At 28.8% G+C, this 15,604-nt stretch carries 17 protein-coding genes; 11 read left to right on the top strand and 6 right to left on the bottom strand.

Annotation, left to right across the window (positions count from 1 at the left end; genetic code table 11):
- Positions 1-15: 15 nt before the first annotated feature.
- Positions 16-711: a ribonuclease H-like domain-containing protein gene (locus JK634_RS09720; protein ID WP_202767452.1), complete on the top strand. Its 696-nt coding sequence runs from the start codon at positions 16-18 to the stop codon at positions 709-711.
- Positions 712-821: 110 nt separating this feature from the next.
- Here JK634_RS09720 and JK634_RS09715 read toward each other — a convergent pair whose 3' ends face one another.
- Positions 822-1,679, bottom strand: a complete 858-nt coding sequence (locus tag JK634_RS09715; protein WP_202767451.1) for a ComEC/Rec2 family competence protein — start codon at positions 1,677-1,679, stop codon at positions 822-824.
- A gap of 130 nt (positions 1,680-1,809) precedes the next feature.
- Here JK634_RS09715 and JK634_RS09710 point away from each other — a divergent pair, with 130 nt between their 5' ends.
- Both JK634_RS09710 and JK634_RS09705 read left to right on the top strand, forming a co-directional pair.
- Entirely contained in the window at positions 1,810-2,520 is a 711-nt protein-coding gene (locus JK634_RS09710) for a lysophospholipid acyltransferase family protein (RefSeq protein WP_202767450.1), read from the top strand.
- A gap of 244 nt (positions 2,521-2,764) precedes the next feature.
- The gene (locus JK634_RS09705) at positions 2,765-4,510 is read left to right on the top strand and encodes a phosphoenolpyruvate carboxykinase (ATP) (RefSeq protein WP_202767449.1); all 1,746 of its coding nucleotides are present in this window, start codon (positions 2,765-2,767) and stop codon (positions 4,508-4,510) included.
- 31 nt (positions 4,511-4,541) lie between these two features.
- Here the strand turns inward: JK634_RS09705 and JK634_RS09700 are convergent, their stop codons facing one another.
- The 3 genes from JK634_RS09700 to JK634_RS09690 form a co-directional block, all read right to left on the bottom strand.
- Positions 4,542-5,348, bottom strand: a complete 807-nt coding sequence (locus JK634_RS09700; RefSeq protein WP_202767448.1) for a putative ABC transporter permease — start codon at positions 5,346-5,348, stop codon at positions 4,542-4,544.
- Positions 5,349-5,474: 126 nt separating this feature from the next.
- Complete coding sequence (locus tag JK634_RS09695) at positions 5,475-5,681, bottom strand: DUF378 domain-containing protein (protein ID WP_202767447.1); 207 nt, start codon at positions 5,679-5,681, stop codon at positions 5,475-5,477.
- Between the two features lie 160 nt (positions 5,682-5,841).
- Positions 5,842-6,309 (bottom strand): Lrp/AsnC ligand binding domain-containing protein, encoded by a 468-nt coding sequence (locus JK634_RS09690; RefSeq protein WP_202767446.1) that lies wholly within the window; start codon positions 6,307-6,309, stop codon positions 5,842-5,844.
- 234 nt (positions 6,310-6,543) lie between these two features.
- Between JK634_RS09690 and JK634_RS09685 the strand changes: the two genes are divergently transcribed.
- On the top strand, positions 6,544-6,894 hold the full coding sequence (locus JK634_RS09685; protein WP_202767445.1) for a hypothetical protein: 351 nt from the start codon (positions 6,544-6,546) through the stop codon (positions 6,892-6,894).
- A 68-nt stretch (positions 6,895-6,962) separates the two neighbouring features.
- Here the strand turns inward: JK634_RS09685 and JK634_RS09680 are convergent, their stop codons facing one another.
- Positions 6,963-7,985, bottom strand: a complete 1,023-nt coding sequence (locus JK634_RS09680; protein ID WP_202767444.1) for a CehA/McbA family metallohydrolase — start codon at positions 7,983-7,985, stop codon at positions 6,963-6,965.
- A gap of 81 nt (positions 7,986-8,066) precedes the next feature.
- On the opposite strand from JK634_RS09680, the gene JK634_RS09675 reads away from it, so the two are divergent.
- The 4 genes from JK634_RS09675 (at position 8,067) to JK634_RS09660 (ending at position 10,927) form a co-directional block, all read left to right on the top strand.
- Positions 8,067-8,576, top strand: coding sequence for a gamma carbonic anhydrase family protein (locus JK634_RS09675; RefSeq protein WP_202767443.1), 510 nt, complete (start codon positions 8,067-8,069; stop codon positions 8,574-8,576).
- 1 nt (position 8,577) lies between these two features.
- Entirely contained in the window at positions 8,578-9,408 is an 831-nt protein-coding gene (locus JK634_RS09670) for a CvfB family protein (RefSeq protein ID WP_202767442.1), read from the top strand.
- A gap of 137 nt (positions 9,409-9,545) precedes the next feature.
- A complete protein-coding gene (locus JK634_RS09665; protein ID WP_202767441.1) occupies positions 9,546-10,364 on the top strand; it encodes a ComEC/Rec2 family competence protein in 819 nt (272 codons plus the stop codon).
- A 140-nt stretch (positions 10,365-10,504) separates the two neighbouring features.
- On the top strand, positions 10,505-10,927 hold the full coding sequence (locus JK634_RS09660) for a YaaR family protein (protein ID WP_202767440.1): 423 nt from the start codon (positions 10,505-10,507) through the stop codon (positions 10,925-10,927).
- Between the two features lie 66 nt (positions 10,928-10,993).
- Here the strand turns inward: JK634_RS09660 and JK634_RS09655 are convergent, their stop codons facing one another.
- A complete protein-coding gene (locus JK634_RS09655; RefSeq protein WP_202767439.1) occupies positions 10,994-12,910 on the bottom strand; it encodes an NAD(+) synthase in 1,917 nt (638 codons plus the stop codon).
- Between the two features lie 257 nt (positions 12,911-13,167).
- Between JK634_RS09655 and JK634_RS09650 the strand changes: the two genes are divergently transcribed.
- The 3 genes from JK634_RS09650 to JK634_RS09640 all read left to right on the top strand — a co-directional run bounded on the left by JK634_RS09650 (position 13,168) and on the right by JK634_RS09640 (position 15,581).
- On the top strand, positions 13,168-13,608 hold the full coding sequence (locus JK634_RS09650; RefSeq protein ID WP_202767438.1) for an NfeD family protein: 441 nt from the start codon (positions 13,168-13,170) through the stop codon (positions 13,606-13,608).
- Positions 13,608-14,543: an SPFH domain-containing protein gene (locus JK634_RS09645; RefSeq protein ID WP_202767437.1), complete on the top strand. Its 936-nt coding sequence runs from the start codon at positions 13,608-13,610 to the stop codon at positions 14,541-14,543. The genes JK634_RS09650 and JK634_RS09645 overlap by 1 nt, the downstream gene beginning before the upstream one ends.
- A 117-nt stretch (positions 14,544-14,660) precedes the next feature.
- Positions 14,661-15,581: a transposase gene (locus JK634_RS09640; RefSeq protein WP_202767436.1), complete on the top strand. Its 921-nt coding sequence runs from the start codon at positions 14,661-14,663 to the stop codon at positions 15,579-15,581.
- Positions 15,582-15,604: the final 23 nt, after the last annotated feature.

Here is a 15,604-nt window from a genome sequence, read left to right as displayed (position 1 = left end):
AAAGAGTGAGAGTTAGTGATAGTAAGACAAAACACTATTAAAGTGACGGATCTCTCAAAGGAAAATATGCTTAAATTTGGAGACGGAGATTTATCCTTTGAGGATGCTGTCTATTTTGACCTAGAACATTATGTCTATAAAAAACCAAAATGTGTTGGCGTTTTCGGCGCTTGTTATTTCTCTGCTGAAGATTCAGAAATTCATGTCACTCAATATATGATTGAGAATAAGGAAGAAGTAAAAGATATACTTATTCTAGCAAAAAGTTATCTGGAAGATATCTATACAAATAAATTAAAGAAATCTATAGTCACTTTTTCGGGAAACAATGACTTTACAGTTATTAATTACTTATTTAATAAATTCCAAGTAGACTTTTCATTTCAGGAGCACTTTACGTCAATTGATTTGCAAAAAGAATATGAAAAAGTAAATAAGAAGAGTATAGGTTTAAAAAATTTAGAAAAACAATTTTTCATTGAACGGGAAGAATGTGATCTTATATCGGGAGCTAATTTAGCTAAAACTTTCCATAAGGTTTTGAAAGATAGTGATTATATTTTTAGAATGCCAAAAGAAAAGATAGAAAAAATACTTATTTATAATGAAGCGGATGTCGTTAACCTTTTTCACATATATAAGGATTGGAAAAAACATATAACATTAGAACAAGAATCTTCAGAGGAAATAAAAGAGAGCTGTACAGTTTAGTACAACTCTCTTTTATTTTTTATTAGGGGACGGTTAACATATTATTATTGTAATTTTAGACTGAAATGTTCCAAAAAATGTTAACCGTCCCCAAGTTTTAGTCCCTAATTTTATTTATTAAAGGTGATAGTTTTACCGTCCAAGGTTGCAATAATAGTTCCATCTAAATCAGTTCTATAATATTTAACTTTGGCAGCTTTCAATTTATCTATAGTTTCAATATGTGGATGCCCGTATTTATTGTCTTTTCCGCATGAAATAATAGCATATTTAGGATTTACCGCCTGTAAAAAGTTTTTCGAAGTAGAAGTAGAACTTCCATGATGACCTACTTTTAATATATCAGACTTTAGATTATAACCCTTTTGAAGAGTTTCTGACTCAGATTCTTTTTCTGCATCGCCAGTAAATAGAGCAGTATTATTACCATAGGTTAATTTAATAATAGCAGAGTAATTGTTATTGTCATCACCATAGTTATCGCTATTTGGAGCAAATACATCAAGCTTTAAATCAGGAGAAAAATCAATAGTAGAGCCTCCTTTTAAAACATTGATTTTAAGATCTTTATTGTTTAGTTCTGCTACCATATCTTTAAATGCAGCAGTTGTAGTCTTCTTCTTAGGTGCATAGAACTTGCCTACATCAAAGTTTTTAATTACCCAATCCATGTTTCCAATATGATCTTCATCGGGATGAGTAGCAACAATTGCATCAAACTTTTTTATTTTTAATGAGTTTATATAGTTCTTAAATTTTTTATCTTCTTTACTTGTAGATGAATCTATAAGTAAGTTCTTATCTTTATATTGGATTAATATAGCGTCACCTTGTCCAACATCAATATAATGTATTTTAACTCCACTTGTTGTTTGAGTTTCGCTACTAATGGTATTACCTTTACTGCATGATATAAAAAGTAAAGATGTTAATACTAATAATAATGATAGAAATTTAAGTTTTTTCATAACTGCCTCCTTAATAATTGCCAATAAATATAGTTTATCATTATATTATTCTTATGAGAAGATTTGAAATACTTGCACTTTAATCAAGACATAGTATAATGAAATAGATGAAATTAGGATGGTGTAAAGTATGAAAAAAATTAAAATGTTAGTTTCTTATGGTTTATATATGATTTTATTTAGAATAAGAGGATTTAAGTATAAATTGCTAAAATCAAGAGCAACTGAAGAAGAAGTTATTAAATACAGGGACAAGGTTATTCAAAATTGGGCAGCATTTACTGTGAAGACTCTAGATCTTAAAATACAAGTGGTAGGAAGAGAAAATATTCCGAGTGAAGCTTGTGTGTTTATTGGAAATCATCAAAGCTTATTAGATATACCTATTTTACTATATGGAACACAAAGAAGTGTTGGCTTTATTGCTAAAAAAGAACTCTTAAAGGTTCCTGTAATTGGATACTGGATGCGTTTAATTCATTGTGTACCAATTGATAGAGAAAATGTAAGAGAAGCTATAAAAGTAATTAACATAGGTTCTGATAATTTGTTAAATGGTAATGATATGGCGATATTCCCTGAGGGAACGAGAGCTAGAGAAGGAGTAATGAAAGATTTTAAAAAGGGTAGTATGAAATTAGCAACAAAAGCAAAAGCACCTATAGTACCAGTTTCGATAGATGGTAGCTATAAAGCTTATGAGTTAAATAATAAATTCCAAAGTGCTGAAGTAAAAGTAACCTTTGGGGAACCAATATATACTAATAATTTAACAAAAGAAGAAGAGAAAGAATTGCATATAAGAGTTCAGAATGTTGTAAAAGGAAATCTTCAAGTTTAATAAAATTATTTAACAAGGCGTGTTCATTTAAAATGGATACGCCTTGTTTTGCGTTAAGTACTTACAGGAAAACTAAGATGAATACATAATATTAATATTTTCAGAAATTTATATTTTGATTGAAAAATGAAATAAAAATAATTTCTGAATTTCATTTTTTATGTTATAATTGTATAAGATTGATAAAAAATCTATTAAAATGAAATTTTATAAAAATTTATATGCATACTAAGGGGGCTAGAATATGCGTAAAGAATTTTCATTAAGTAATGACAAGGCAACTATTAACTTTACAGCCAAGTATTGTGATAATTATGAGACGTTACTAGAAAGCGATGGATTTAGAAGAGTTTTAGAAGCATTTTTAAAGCAGGCTAAAAAGAAAAACACACATAGCTATAGGTTTTTAGAGAAAAACTTTGGAAACGATCAAATTCTTAACTTGGAGATTGAGATATCAAATTTATTTAAAGTTCTTACAGTATTAAGTGTTGAAGAAATATCTCATGTAAATCCTAATTATAGCGGTCTTCTTCTAAATAAAGATGAATTTATTGCATTTATTGAGGATCTATATTTGTTTTGGAGAAAGTTAGAAAGATATACAATTATATATTCTAATAGAGTAAAGACAGGTCTTGCAGCTGTAAGTTTTACGGAAGTAAATTCTCAATTTAGCAGATTAATACGTAGACTTTATAGAAGAATTGAAAAAAATATTTTAGGATTTAACCCTAATGTATTTAGGCAGTTACCAGTTGGGGGAAACGCTAGTTTGATGTTATCGAATGTAGTGTGGGCAGCACCAGATGAATACAGAGTACTAGAAGACATTCCTTTCATTGATTCGATTCTATTGCAAACACCATTTATTACTTATCCTAAGAAGAATACAAGAGATGGAATGTTTAAAGAAGTAAAGGATAACCCGTTAAAAAAGGCAATAATTGATAAAGATCATTGGTTTTGTTATCCTGCAAAAATAGGAGATTTATTGGCGTTTTTATATTTCCATAGAGACTTCATGGAGCATGGAATTACACTTTGTAATCTTTTCGAATTAGCAAAGGAAAAAGAATTTAAGGGTAAAAAACCTGATATAATCTACGTTTACGGAGCTAGAGAAAAGGGTGATGAGTTAAAGACTGTTTTCTATGATGATAAAGATAATGATATTATGTTTGGATATATAAATCATTCAGAAGAAATAGATTATTTTGGCTATATGAAAAAAATGAGCTTGACCCTTCATAATTTAATTCAAATCAAGAGAGGGTATCTTCCTATACATGGAGCTATGGTTAATATAGTTCTTAAGAATGGAAAAGAAGCAAATGTTATTATTATGGGAGATTCTGGAGCTGGAAAATCTGAAAGTCTAGAAGCTTTTAGAGGCTTAAGTGAAGATTATATTTCTGATATGACTATTGTTTTTGATGACATGGGAACTATTAAAGAAAAAGATGGTAGCATTTATGGCTATGGAACGGAAATTGGAGCATTCGTAAGATTGGATGACTTAGACCAAGGATATGCATTTAAAGAAATGGATAGAAGTATTTTTATGAATCCAGATAAAATTAATGCAAGACTTGTAATGCCAGTTGCTTCTTATAAGGAAATAATGAAAGGATACAAAGTAGATCTTTTCTTATATGCAAATAATTACGATGAAGTTTCTGAAGGTGGAAAAGCAATAGAGTATTTTGAAACTTCAGAGGATGCAATTAAAGTATTTAAAGCAGGTGCAAGAGTTGCAAAGGGAACAACAACAGAGAGGGGATTAGTAAAATCTTATTTTGCAAATCCATTTGGACCAGCCCAAAAGCAACAAGAATGTGATATATTATTAGATAAATACTTTGATGCGCTATTTGCATCTGGTGTTAAGGTTGGAGAGATTAAAACTTCTCTAGCAATACAAGGAAGCGAGAAAAATGGGCCACGAAAAGCAGCACTTGAGCTTTTTAACATAATAAATAACCTATAGAATAAGAAAGCGATGGAAAACCCATCGCTTTTTATATTTCTTTTAAGGAATTTAGTTTTTCTTTTATTTCTTTTAAAATATTATCAAATTTACTTGGTTTTAAGTTAGGAAAGGCGCGCAAAAGTCTCTTGTGATTAAAATCTAAAGCGTCAAAAGAAATATCATATTTATGTCTAAGCTCTTTTATGTTGTTCTCAATATTTTGAACTGCATCAAAGGCGGCATCTTTTGTTGTGACAATTATATATTCATATCGCTCTTTTAATTCTGAGGATATTAATTGTAACCTGGTAAGCATTTTACTAAATCTTACTAGAGAGGAAAGTGTAAATGCTATATCCAAGGTGAAAATAAGTAAAAATATATATGATGTCATAATATTAAATTCTCTAGGAAAAGATGAAACAATATTTGATATTAAAGGATTGATAAATTTAATAATGATTAATGCTGCAATTCCCCATACAAGAGAGAATGATAGACATATTCTACCATGAAGATTAAAGGGTTCATTGGTATAGTCCCACCATTTTGATTTGAAAAACTTTTCTAATATGAAGCCAGTTATATATTCAATAAAAGAAATTATAACAGTAGAAAGCACATATAAAAGAAGTATATTACTTTTAAAACTATTAAAAAGTAACACAACTGAAACAATTCCAGTTCCATAGATTGGACATAATGGACCATACAAGAAACCTCTATTTACAAAATATCTTTTATTGTAGAATTGGTAGATAACTTCTGTTATCCAACCTAATAATGAATAAATAAAAAATAAAAGTACTATTTCGTATAGATTAACACCTAATATTGAATGGTAAATAGTAATCATCCCCTTTCAAATTAGTAATAATTTATATTATACATTATTTTGCTGTTTAGTTAAAATAAATAGTAATAATTTGGAAAAATATTGAATATAAAAATAACTCTCTATGAATAGAGAGTTATTTTTATGTTAGTCTATTGAAGAATATCTGTCTTTTGCGAAAAAAGATATTGCATATAATCCACATATACCTACAAGAGAATAAATAACTCTTGAAACTATGGACATTTGACCAAAAAGGCTTGCAACTAGATCAAATGAGAAAAATCCAATTAATCCCCAGTTTAAAGCCCCAATGATTACTAGAATAAGTGCAATAGTATCTAGTGTTCTCATAAAAAACACACTCCTTTTTGTTTGTTTACAACCAATAGTATAACCATAAATAAATAAAGTATACTTAAAAATGAGTGTCTTTTATAAACAAAAAAACTTGGACAATATCCAAGTTTTTAAAACACTTATGTAAATTAAAATGTTTTAGCTACTATCACGATTAAAGTTGAATATTTCTATCTACAGGTTGAGTAAGTGAAATGAAAGTATCTGTTCTTTGAATTCCAGTTATAGTGTTAATCTTATTCATAAGTAAATCTTGAAGATCTGTTATGTTCTTACAAATTACTTTTGAGAAAACAGAATAATCACCTGTAGTTAAATGTAATTCTACTACTTCTTTAATTTTTGCTAATTCTTCAAATACATAGTTAAAAGATGAAGTTTTGTCAACATAAATTCCTACAAAGCAACAAACATCATACCCAAGTTTAGGTAAGTTTAGAACTATTCTAGTGCCTTTTATTATTCCCATGTCTTCCATTTTCTTCATTCTTACGTGGATTGTTCCTCCTGAAACATGACAAATTCTTGCTATTTCAAGATAAGGAGTTCTACAATCTTTTATTAATATGTCTAATATTTGTAAATCTAAATCATCTAAATGTGATAATTGATTCATAGACATTTTATCACCTCTCTGTTCTATTATCATTTTTATTTTATCAAATAAGTTTAAAAATTTCTATAAAAAAATATAAAAATATAAAAAAAATTTTTGGTTATTTATTATTTTATTAAATTATACTATGTTTCAATAAAAAAGTAAAATCAGACAAATTATTATTTGAAGAAAGTATTGAAAATGTTTAGATTTTACATTAATATAATATGTAGCATTAAATATTAGGAGGGGTAGTAAATGGGACTGTTTTTACTTATATTACAAACAGTTATTATATTTGCAGTAGTACTTGGAGCATTTTATGTATTAAGGAAATTCGTTTTCAGTAAGCTTAAAATATCAAAATGGATTCCGTTAGCAATTGCAATTTTATTACTTGCAGGTCAGTTTGTATTTAAAATACAAAATGGAATTCAAGGAGTAGCTGTAACAGCATTAACTTTATTATTTTTCATGTGGTTCTTAGACTTAAATCAAGGTGGTGGACCAGCAACTTCGAAAAAGCAAAAACAAAAACAAATTGAGATAAGACCAAAAGCAAAACCAAACAGAGTTAAAAATTTAAATAAAGACAAAAAAGATAAGTAATTATCTTTTTAATATAAATAAAACTCGGCAATGCCGAGTTTTATTTATGTCAATTGTAGAATAGTAGATTAATATTCAAAAAATATTGGAGAAGTAATAGCTATTTTGTCCTCTTCTTGATAAACCTCAAGTAAGTACCAAGTGTTACCTGGGTTTACTGGTAAGTTTATAAAATACTTAACTGTATTTAGGTTTAAATCATTTAAGGTTTTAACTACAATTCCGTTATTTGATATTATTTCTACTTTTTTTATTTTGTACTTTGGATCTTGCAGGAAAATATAGAATTTTAATTCATCAAGATTAGGATGACTTATTACCTCACCCATAAAGTACCCATTCATACTAAAGTAAGCTTTTAATGTTCTTGATTCAGTTGAGTATGTTCTTCTGCATCTAATACTATCTACTAAGGATGAATGATTAAGCTCGTTGCAGATTACACAAGTAAGATTATCTGTATCACCAAAATTAAGCCTATGATTATCCTGCCCATTAATGGCACCTAACTTCCAACCGTTGTCAAGTAACTTGAAATAATGCTTATGATGACGAATGTATTTATGAGGAGGGGAACCATTACCAACTTCCACAGATGTTATAAAGTAATTAAGATAAGCATTGTATGGCAGTCTTTCTATAGGGCTATGAGGATGGTTTATAAATATAAGACCTTCCTGGTTATTTAGCATCCATAGTAATAACACTCTTAAGTCCTTAACCACTCCAGTGAAATAGGTAGAAATATTTATGAAATTCAAATCACCCCAAGGATTACTTCTGCTTTCAAATCCTAATAAAGTAAGGGGACGGTTATGTTTTTTATTATATTTTTTTAAGCAAGATTTCAAATAGGTCCATTTGGATACCTTAGAAGATTTATAATCTATATCTTCTTTTAGATATGAATTGTGATCAGTTATAAACATAAAATCTAGTGAATTTTTATAACCATATTCCAGTGCTTCAATAGGAGAACCTCGTCCATTAGAAAGGAATGTGTGACAATGAGGAATTCCATAATAGAAGTTTATATCTTTGTCATCTATTTTTTCAGATTTATATTTAAAAGTAGATTCTTTCCTAGTCATAGTAGGTCCTTCTTTCAAAATATTTCTATATATTATATAATAATATGATATAAATGAATTTTATGTCCTTAGGAGGTAAATATGATAAAAGAATTTTCACCGTATAAACCTAAAATTCATAAGGAAGTTTATTTAGCAGAAAACTCAACTATTATTGGCAATGTGGAGATTGAAGAAGGTGCATCTATTTGGTTTGGTGCAGTATTAAGAGGAGATGAGAATTCTATAAAAGTTGGGAAGAATTCTAATATTCAAGATAATGCAGTTGTGCATGTAGATGATTATAGTGTAAAGATTGGGAATAATGTTACTGTAGGTCATGGCGCTATTTTACATGGTTGTGTAATAGAGGATGAATGTTTAATTGGCATGGGAAGTATAATATTGAATAATGCTAGAATAGGTAAAAATACAATAGTAGGTGCAGGATCACTAGTAACTCAGAATGCTGATATTCCAGAGGGTGTTTTATGCATTGGATCACCGGCAAAGGTTGTAAGAAAGCTTACTGAAGATGAGATTAGTAGCATAAAATCATCAGCAAGAATGTATTTTGATCTTTCAAATAAATACAAGAGTGAGGAGAAATAGAATGATAAAATTAGGAGAATATAATGAATTAAAGGTCGTAAAGGAACGCGACTTTGGTATTTTTGTTACTGATGGAGAACAAGAAATTTTAATTCCAAAGGGAAGTCTTGCAGGTGAAAAACCTAATATAGATGAAATTATAAAGGTTTTTATATATAGAGATTCTGAAGATAGAATTATAGGAACACTAAAAAAACCCTTAGGAACATGCTTTGAAATATCCTATCTAAAGGTAGTTGACATAACTAGCATTGGAGCATTTGCTGACATAGGTATAGGAAGGGACGTACTAATACCGCTTAAAGAGCAACTATATAAATTACATACTGGACAAAAATATCTTTTATATTTATATATTGATAAGACAGGAAGAATAGCTGCAACTACTGATGTTGATGATTATTTAGAAGTTGCTAAAAATTACAATATAGATGATGAAGTTACAGCTGTGGTTTATGAAATAAATGAAAATAACACATTAAAATTGGCTGTGGATAATAAGTATAAAGCATTAATGCTTAAAAATGAATATTACGACTATATTCCAATGGGAGAAGAACTTAAGCTCAGAATTAGAAGAATTTATGAAGATGGAACGTTAGGATTAACTACAAGGAAAAGAAAGTTAGATGAAAGAGAAGTTTTAATAGAGAAGATATTAAAGGCTTTAACAGAAAATGGAGGTTCTATTCCATTTAACGACAAATCAAATCCAGAAGATATTAGAAGAGAGTTTAATACAAGCAAAAATTATTTTAAAATGACACTAGGTGCGTTAATGAAGCAAGGTAAAGTATACCAAGATGAAACTGGCACTCACTTAAAACAATAATTTAACTTGATAAATATGAGACAGGTAAGAATCTTATTAAAGTTTAAAATGCTTTAGTAGAGGATTTTTTTACCTGTCTTATTTTTGTTATATTTTGGGGACGGTTAACAAATAATATCAGTTAAAGGAGTGAGAGTATGAGAAAAATCTATATATTTTTATTATCTGTATTTTTAGCCATAACATGTAGCCATAAATATGTGCTTGCTTCAGATATAGATGTTAAAGTGCATTTTATTGATACTGGACAAAGTGATTGTATTCTTATAGAAAATGGAGAAAAGTCATATTTAATAGATAGTGGGGAAGAAAAAAACAGTGCTAAAATTCTAAGCTATTTAAATAAACATGGAATTAATAAGCTTGATTTTATAATCTTGACGCATTATCATCAGGATCATTATGGTGGTCTTTTTGATATAACAAGCAAAATAAAAACTAATATGGTGTATGTACCTAGATATTGTGTAGTTGAAGAGGAGAAAAATAAAGCCTTAGCATCTTTGCTAAAAAATAAAATTTCATATAAAGTCATAGAAAAAGAATGGAAGTATAAAGATGGATTAGTAGATTTAAAAGTTTTGGCACCTTCAAAAGGGCACGATTCCTTAGAAAATAATAATTCATTAGTTATAAAAGGGATATTAAATGGGAAAAATTATTTATTTATGGCTGATTGCGAATTTGACGAGGAGAAGGATTTACTTAGTAGAGATATAGAAAATATTGATGTATTAAAGTTAGGTCATCATGGATTTGATACATCTTCATCAGAGGAATTATTAAGAATAATCAATCCGAAATATACTATTATAACTTGTGATGGGAATGAAAGTCCTGAAATTCAAGTAATAGATAGACTTAAAAGATTGGATACCATTATATTAAGAACAGATAGATGCGGAGATATAGAAATTATAAATAGTCAGCAAAAGAATTTACAAATGTCATTATAGCAGATTATTAAATCATTAAACCCTTTGGTCTTTGAAATTAAAAAGGTTGAAGCAATGTCATAACTAGACTAAAAAATACACTTACAAAGCAATTGAAGTTTTACATTAATAATGTATAATAAATTTGAGGGGGAATTCATTTGGAGATTAAGGGTTTAGGAAAAAACACTAGAGTTACAAGCGAAAGAAAAATACAAAGTTCAAGGAAGGATTTTTCCCAAAGCTTCAGCCAAGCTAGAGATCGCAGAAGTGGTGAAGAACTGAAGAAAATGATTGAAGATATCAAGAAGAAAGGGAATCGTCTTGTACTTACAAAAACCTATGCAGATGTTGCAAGCTATAAAAGAATGATTAAAGAATATTTACAGTCAGTTTTAGAATATATGTATAGTATTAAGCAAGATATTAGTTTTTGGCAGACACAGTATTTTATTACAGTTGATATAATTGACTCAAGATTAGAAGAATTGACTCAAATGTTGTTAAGCGATGAGAAAGAAAATATAAACATAGCATCAACTGTGGATGAAATACAAGGGCTGATTGTTGATATATATAGATAAGTTTTTACATATTTAAAGGGTGAATAGTGTAAGCATTTATTAAGTGCAACACCATTCACCTTTTGCTTATTGTAATTTATTTACCCAATCACTTGAAGATGCATCTGATGGCATTCTCCAGTCTCCCCTTGGGGATAAAGATATTGTACCAACTTTTGGACCATCTGGTAAGGCGCTTCTTTTAAATTGTTGTGAGAAAAATCTATTTATAAATTTAAAAAGCCATTTCTTTATGGTTTCTTCATCATAATCATCTCTAAATGCTTCCTTAGCCAAGAATAAAATTCTCTCGGGAGTGGAGCCATGTCTTATGAAATGATATAGGAAAAAATCATGTAGCTCATAAGGGCCAACTATATCTTCAGTTTTTTGAGCAATTTCACCTTTGTGATCTTTAGGTAATAACTCAGGAGAAACAGGTGTATCTAATATGTCTAAAAGAGTATCCGTAACTTCTTTAGTTGATTCATAATCAGCCACATATTTAACCAAGTATCTTACTAAGGTTTTCGGTATTGATGTGTTAACAGCATACATGCTCATATGATCACCATTATATGTGCACCAGCCTAAGGCTAATTCAGACAAATCTCCAGTTCCAATTAGTATACCGCCTTCTTTATTTGCGATATCCATAAGTATTTGAGTTCTTTCTCTTGCTTGAACATTTTCATAAGTTACATCATGCTTATTTTTATCATGCCCAATATCTTCAAAATGTTTTAAGCAAGCATCTACTATGTTGATTTCTCTTAGGTCACAATTAAGCTCTTTACATAAAGTAAGTGCATTATTGTATGTTCTGTCTGTGGTTCCAAATCCAGGCATTGTTATTGTAATAATATTTTTTGAATCTAAACCTAATAATTTAAAGGTTTTTACAATAACTAAAAGTGCTAGGGTAGAATCCAATCCTCCTGAAATTCCAATAACAGCTTTTTTTGAATATGTATGTTCTAGTCTTTTAGCTAATGCAGAGGCTTGAATGTTAAATATTTCTTTACATCTAAATTCTCTCTCTCTATCTGAGGAGGGAACGAATGGATGTTTAGCAATATAACGATTAAAATTAGAAATTTTAGTGCTTTTATATTGGAAACTTATTAATTCAGGTTCAAAAGGTAGTGATTTATAGGAATCTCTAAAACTAATATTTTTAGTTCTTTCTGAATTTAGTTTAAATAAATCTATAAAACTATAAATAATCTCATTTTCCCTTTGGAAACGTTCATTTTCAATTAAAGTTGAACCATATTCACTTATTAATAAATGCCCTGAGAAAAGTAAATCTGTTGAAGATTCGTATACTCCTGATGAAGAGTATATATAACCACTCATACAACGAGCACTTTGATTCTCAACTAAAGATTTTCTATAGGTGCTTTTAGATACTAATTCGTTTGAAGCTGATGGATTGCAAATAATATTTGCTCCAGCTAAAGAAAGATATGAAGAAGGTGGTATTGTTACCCATAGGTCTTCACATATTTCAACTCCAACTTTAACATCATCACATCCAAAAATAATATTTGTTCCAAAAGGTATTCCTTTTTGAAAAGATAAGTCAACTTTTTTGCTAGTAACCGATAATCCCTCAGTAAACCAACGCTTTTCATAGAACTCTGTATAATTTGGGATATAAGATTTTGGAATAATTCCAAGAATTTTACCTTCAAATATAACAAAAGCACAGTTATATAATGTATAATTAACTAATAACGGTGAACCAACTATTATTAATAAGTCTTTGTTTAGTGAATGTTCGCAAATATTTTTTATTGATAAGTATGAATTTTCTATAAGATTCCATTGAGTGAATAAATCGCCACAAGTGTATGATGTTGTGGCTAACTCAGGAAAAACAATAATTTTAGCATTATTTGCTTCCGCTTCATTCACTTGTTTAATTATATTTTCTAAGTTATATTGAACATCTGCTACTCTTGTTTTAGGGCAAGCTGCTGCAACTTTTATAAAGTCCATTGAATCATCTCCATTTAATTTTTATATAAGTTAATTTTAAAATTTTAAATTTTATCATCAGACAATTAATTAAAATTTAAATCATTTCATAAATTTATAATAATTAGAAAACTGAAGAAAATCAATGAAAAAAAGAGAAAAGATTTATATAATAAGTAAAAGAGATATTAAATAACTCTTAATGGGTTAGAAAATAATTTGTAAAATGATTTTTAATAAAGTATATTATATATATAGTTGTAAAGGAGAGGAGAAACATGGAAAGTACTTATGTGATTGTTTGGTTACTAGTCGCTATTGGATTTTTTGCCATTGATATTTTTACTTCAGCTTTTCTTTTTGTATGGTTTGGACTTGGTGCATTAATTGCTATGATAGGTGCAATATTTGGAATACCACTTGAAATTCAAATAATACTATTTTTGGTTGCAAGTTTAGTATCAACATCTTTAGGGTATCCATGGGCAAGAAAGAGATTTAAGGTAAATGTTAAGAAAACTAAAACAAGAGACGAAGAGCAAATAGGAACAATAGGTAAAGCAGAAAAAGATATAATAAACGAAGGAGAAATAAAGCTTGACGGAGTTTTGTGGAAAGCTATAAATACTGGGGATGAAATAAAAAAAGGGGACAAATACAAGATTTTACAGTTTAAAGGAAATAAAATTATGATTGAAAAAGTGGAGGAGGATTTATAATGATAGCACTAATTATTGTTGGAGTATTGGCATTTATTTTACTATTAATAGTTGTATCATCTATTAAAATAGTAAATACAGGTTACTTATTCGTTTTAGAGAGGTTTGGACAATTTCATAGAGTTTTGGAGCCAGGTTGGCATTTTACAATACCTTTTGCAGATTTTGTTAGAAAGAAAGTTTCAACAAAGCAACAAATACTAGACATTCAGCCACAAGCTGTTATCACTAAGGATAATGTTAAAATATCAATAGACAATGTTATCTTCTACAGAGTTTTAAGCGCAAAAGATGCAGTTTATAACATAGAAGATTTTAAATCAGGTATAATTTATTCAACTATCACAAATATGAGAAATATCGTAGGTAATATGACATTAGATGAAGTATTATCTGGAAGAGATATTATTAACCAAGAGCTACTTAAAGTTGTTGATGACATAACTGATGCATATGGTATAAAGATACTTTCGGTTGAAATTAAGAATATTATTCCACCAGCTGAAATTCAACAAGCAATGGAAAAGCAAATGAAGGCTGAAAGAGATAAGAGAGCAGTTATTTTGGAAGCAGAAGGTGCTAGACAATCTTCTATTGAAAGAGCAGAAGGTGAAAAGCAATCTAAGATTTTACAAGCAGAAGCAGAGAAACAAGCTAATATTAGAAGAGCTGAAGGTTTGAAAGAATCTCAATTATTAGAGGCTGAAGGTAAAGCTAAAGCAATTGAAGTTGTAGCCAGAGCTCAAGCAGAGGCAGTTTCACTAGTTAATAGAGCTATAATTGAATCAGGTACTAATGAACAAGTTATTGCTCTAAAACAAGTTGAAGCACTTCAAGAAATGGCTAAAAACCCAGCTAATAAGCTTATTCTACCAAATGAAACATTGTCGTCATTAGGAAGTATAGCAGCGATAGCTGAAACTTTGAAGAAATAAAAAAAAATTGGGGACGGTTAACATTTTTTAATATAAAATTAAATGTTAACCGTCCCTTTTTATATTTGATTAAAATCAAGAAATCTTGTCAATACTCCGAATAAAGGAGTTGATAAAATGCCTAGATCTGCAAGAGTAAAGTTACCAAATGGATTATATCACGTCATGGTAAGAAGTATCAGCGAAATAAAGCTATTTAGAAAAGATGAAGATAAGGTGGCGTACCTGAAAATACTGAGAGAACTTCAGAATACATTTAAATTTAAAATTTATAGCTATTGCCTCATGAATACTCACGGCCATTTCATTTTAGACTCTTATGGGGCAGATATATCTAAAATAATGCATTCTATAAACTCAAAATATGCCAGATATTATAATAAAAAATATAAAAGACATGGGCATTTATTTCAAGATAGATTTAAAAGTAAGCTTATAGCAAATGATAGATACATTTTGAATTTATCCTTATACATACATAAGAATCCATTAGATATGAAGAAATATATGCATAGTCCAGAAAAATACAGGTTTTCTAGTTTGTCAGTATTCTTGGGCATCAAAAACGATGAGTTCAATATATTAGATGAAGCATATTTATTATCTATGTTAACTAATAATCTAGATGATGCTAAAAATAGATATAGAAGAATGTTATTTTCAAATAATGATACTTTAGGTGGAATCGTGGATTTGAATAAAGATGTAAATTTATATGTAAGCGGAAGAAATCCAATTGTGAGAAAGTATGATTTTAGCTCCATATTAAACTTCATAGAAAGTAAATATAAGATTAGTAAGAAACTTATAATAGCAAAATTTATTAGAGAGTATAAAGACTTTAAAGCTATTTTAGTTGCTATGACGAGATGTTTATGTAATCTACAAATTAATCAAATTTCGAAATTAATTGGTGATATTACTGATTCAAGAACATCATATTTAGGAATGTTAGGAATTGAACTATTAACAAATAATAAAGTATATGAAGGATTAATCGAAGAATTTATAAAAATAAATGAGCCAGTAATAGCTTAATTTAAAAAGTTAAACTTAAACTT

Source organism: Clostridium paridis, assembly GCF_016765615.1.
GTDB lineage: Bacteria > Bacillota > Clostridia > Clostridiales > Clostridiaceae > Clostridium_T > Clostridium_T paridis.
This window is presented reverse-complemented; position numbering and strand designations above follow the sequence as displayed.

Excerpts from the sequence above, each read along its gene's own strand:
- JK634_RS09715 (WP_202767451.1), bottom strand. The coding sequence starts at position 1,679 with ATGAAAAAACTTAAATTTCTATCATTATTATTAGTATTAACATCTTTA.
- JK634_RS09710 (WP_202767450.1), top strand. The coding sequence starts at position 1,810 with ATGAAAAAAATTAAAATGTTAGTTTCTTATGGTTTATATATGATTTTA.
- JK634_RS09705 (WP_202767449.1), top strand. The coding sequence starts at position 2,765 with ATGCGTAAAGAATTTTCATTAAGTAATGACAAGGCAACTATTAACTTT.
- JK634_RS09700 (WP_202767448.1), bottom strand. The coding sequence starts at position 5,348 with ATGATTACTATTTACCATTCAATATTAGGTGTTAATCTATACGAAATA.
- JK634_RS09695 (WP_202767447.1), bottom strand. The coding sequence starts at position 5,681 with ATGAGAACACTAGATACTATTGCACTTATTCTAGTAATCATTGGGGCT.
- JK634_RS09690 (WP_202767446.1), bottom strand. The coding sequence starts at position 6,309 with ATGTCTATGAATCAATTATCACATTTAGATGATTTAGATTTACAAATA.
- JK634_RS09685 (WP_202767445.1), top strand. The coding sequence starts at position 6,544 with ATGGGACTGTTTTTACTTATATTACAAACAGTTATTATATTTGCAGTA.
- JK634_RS09680 (WP_202767444.1), bottom strand. The coding sequence starts at position 7,985 with ATGACTAGGAAAGAATCTACTTTTAAATATAAATCTGAAAAAATAGAT.
- JK634_RS09675 (WP_202767443.1), top strand. The coding sequence starts at position 8,067 with ATGATAAAAGAATTTTCACCGTATAAACCTAAAATTCATAAGGAAGTT.
- JK634_RS09670 (WP_202767442.1), top strand. The coding sequence starts at position 8,578 with ATGATAAAATTAGGAGAATATAATGAATTAAAGGTCGTAAAGGAACGC.
- JK634_RS09665 (WP_202767441.1), top strand. The coding sequence starts at position 9,546 with ATGAGAAAAATCTATATATTTTTATTATCTGTATTTTTAGCCATAACA.
- JK634_RS09655 (WP_202767439.1), bottom strand. The coding sequence starts at position 12,910 with ATGGACTTTATAAAAGTTGCAGCAGCTTGCCCTAAAACAAGAGTAGCA.
- JK634_RS09650 (WP_202767438.1), top strand. The coding sequence starts at position 13,168 with ATGGAAAGTACTTATGTGATTGTTTGGTTACTAGTCGCTATTGGATTT.
- JK634_RS09645 (WP_202767437.1), top strand. The coding sequence starts at position 13,608 with ATGATAGCACTAATTATTGTTGGAGTATTGGCATTTATTTTACTATTA.
- JK634_RS09640 (WP_202767436.1), top strand. The coding sequence starts at position 14,661 with ATGCCTAGATCTGCAAGAGTAAAGTTACCAAATGGATTATATCACGTC.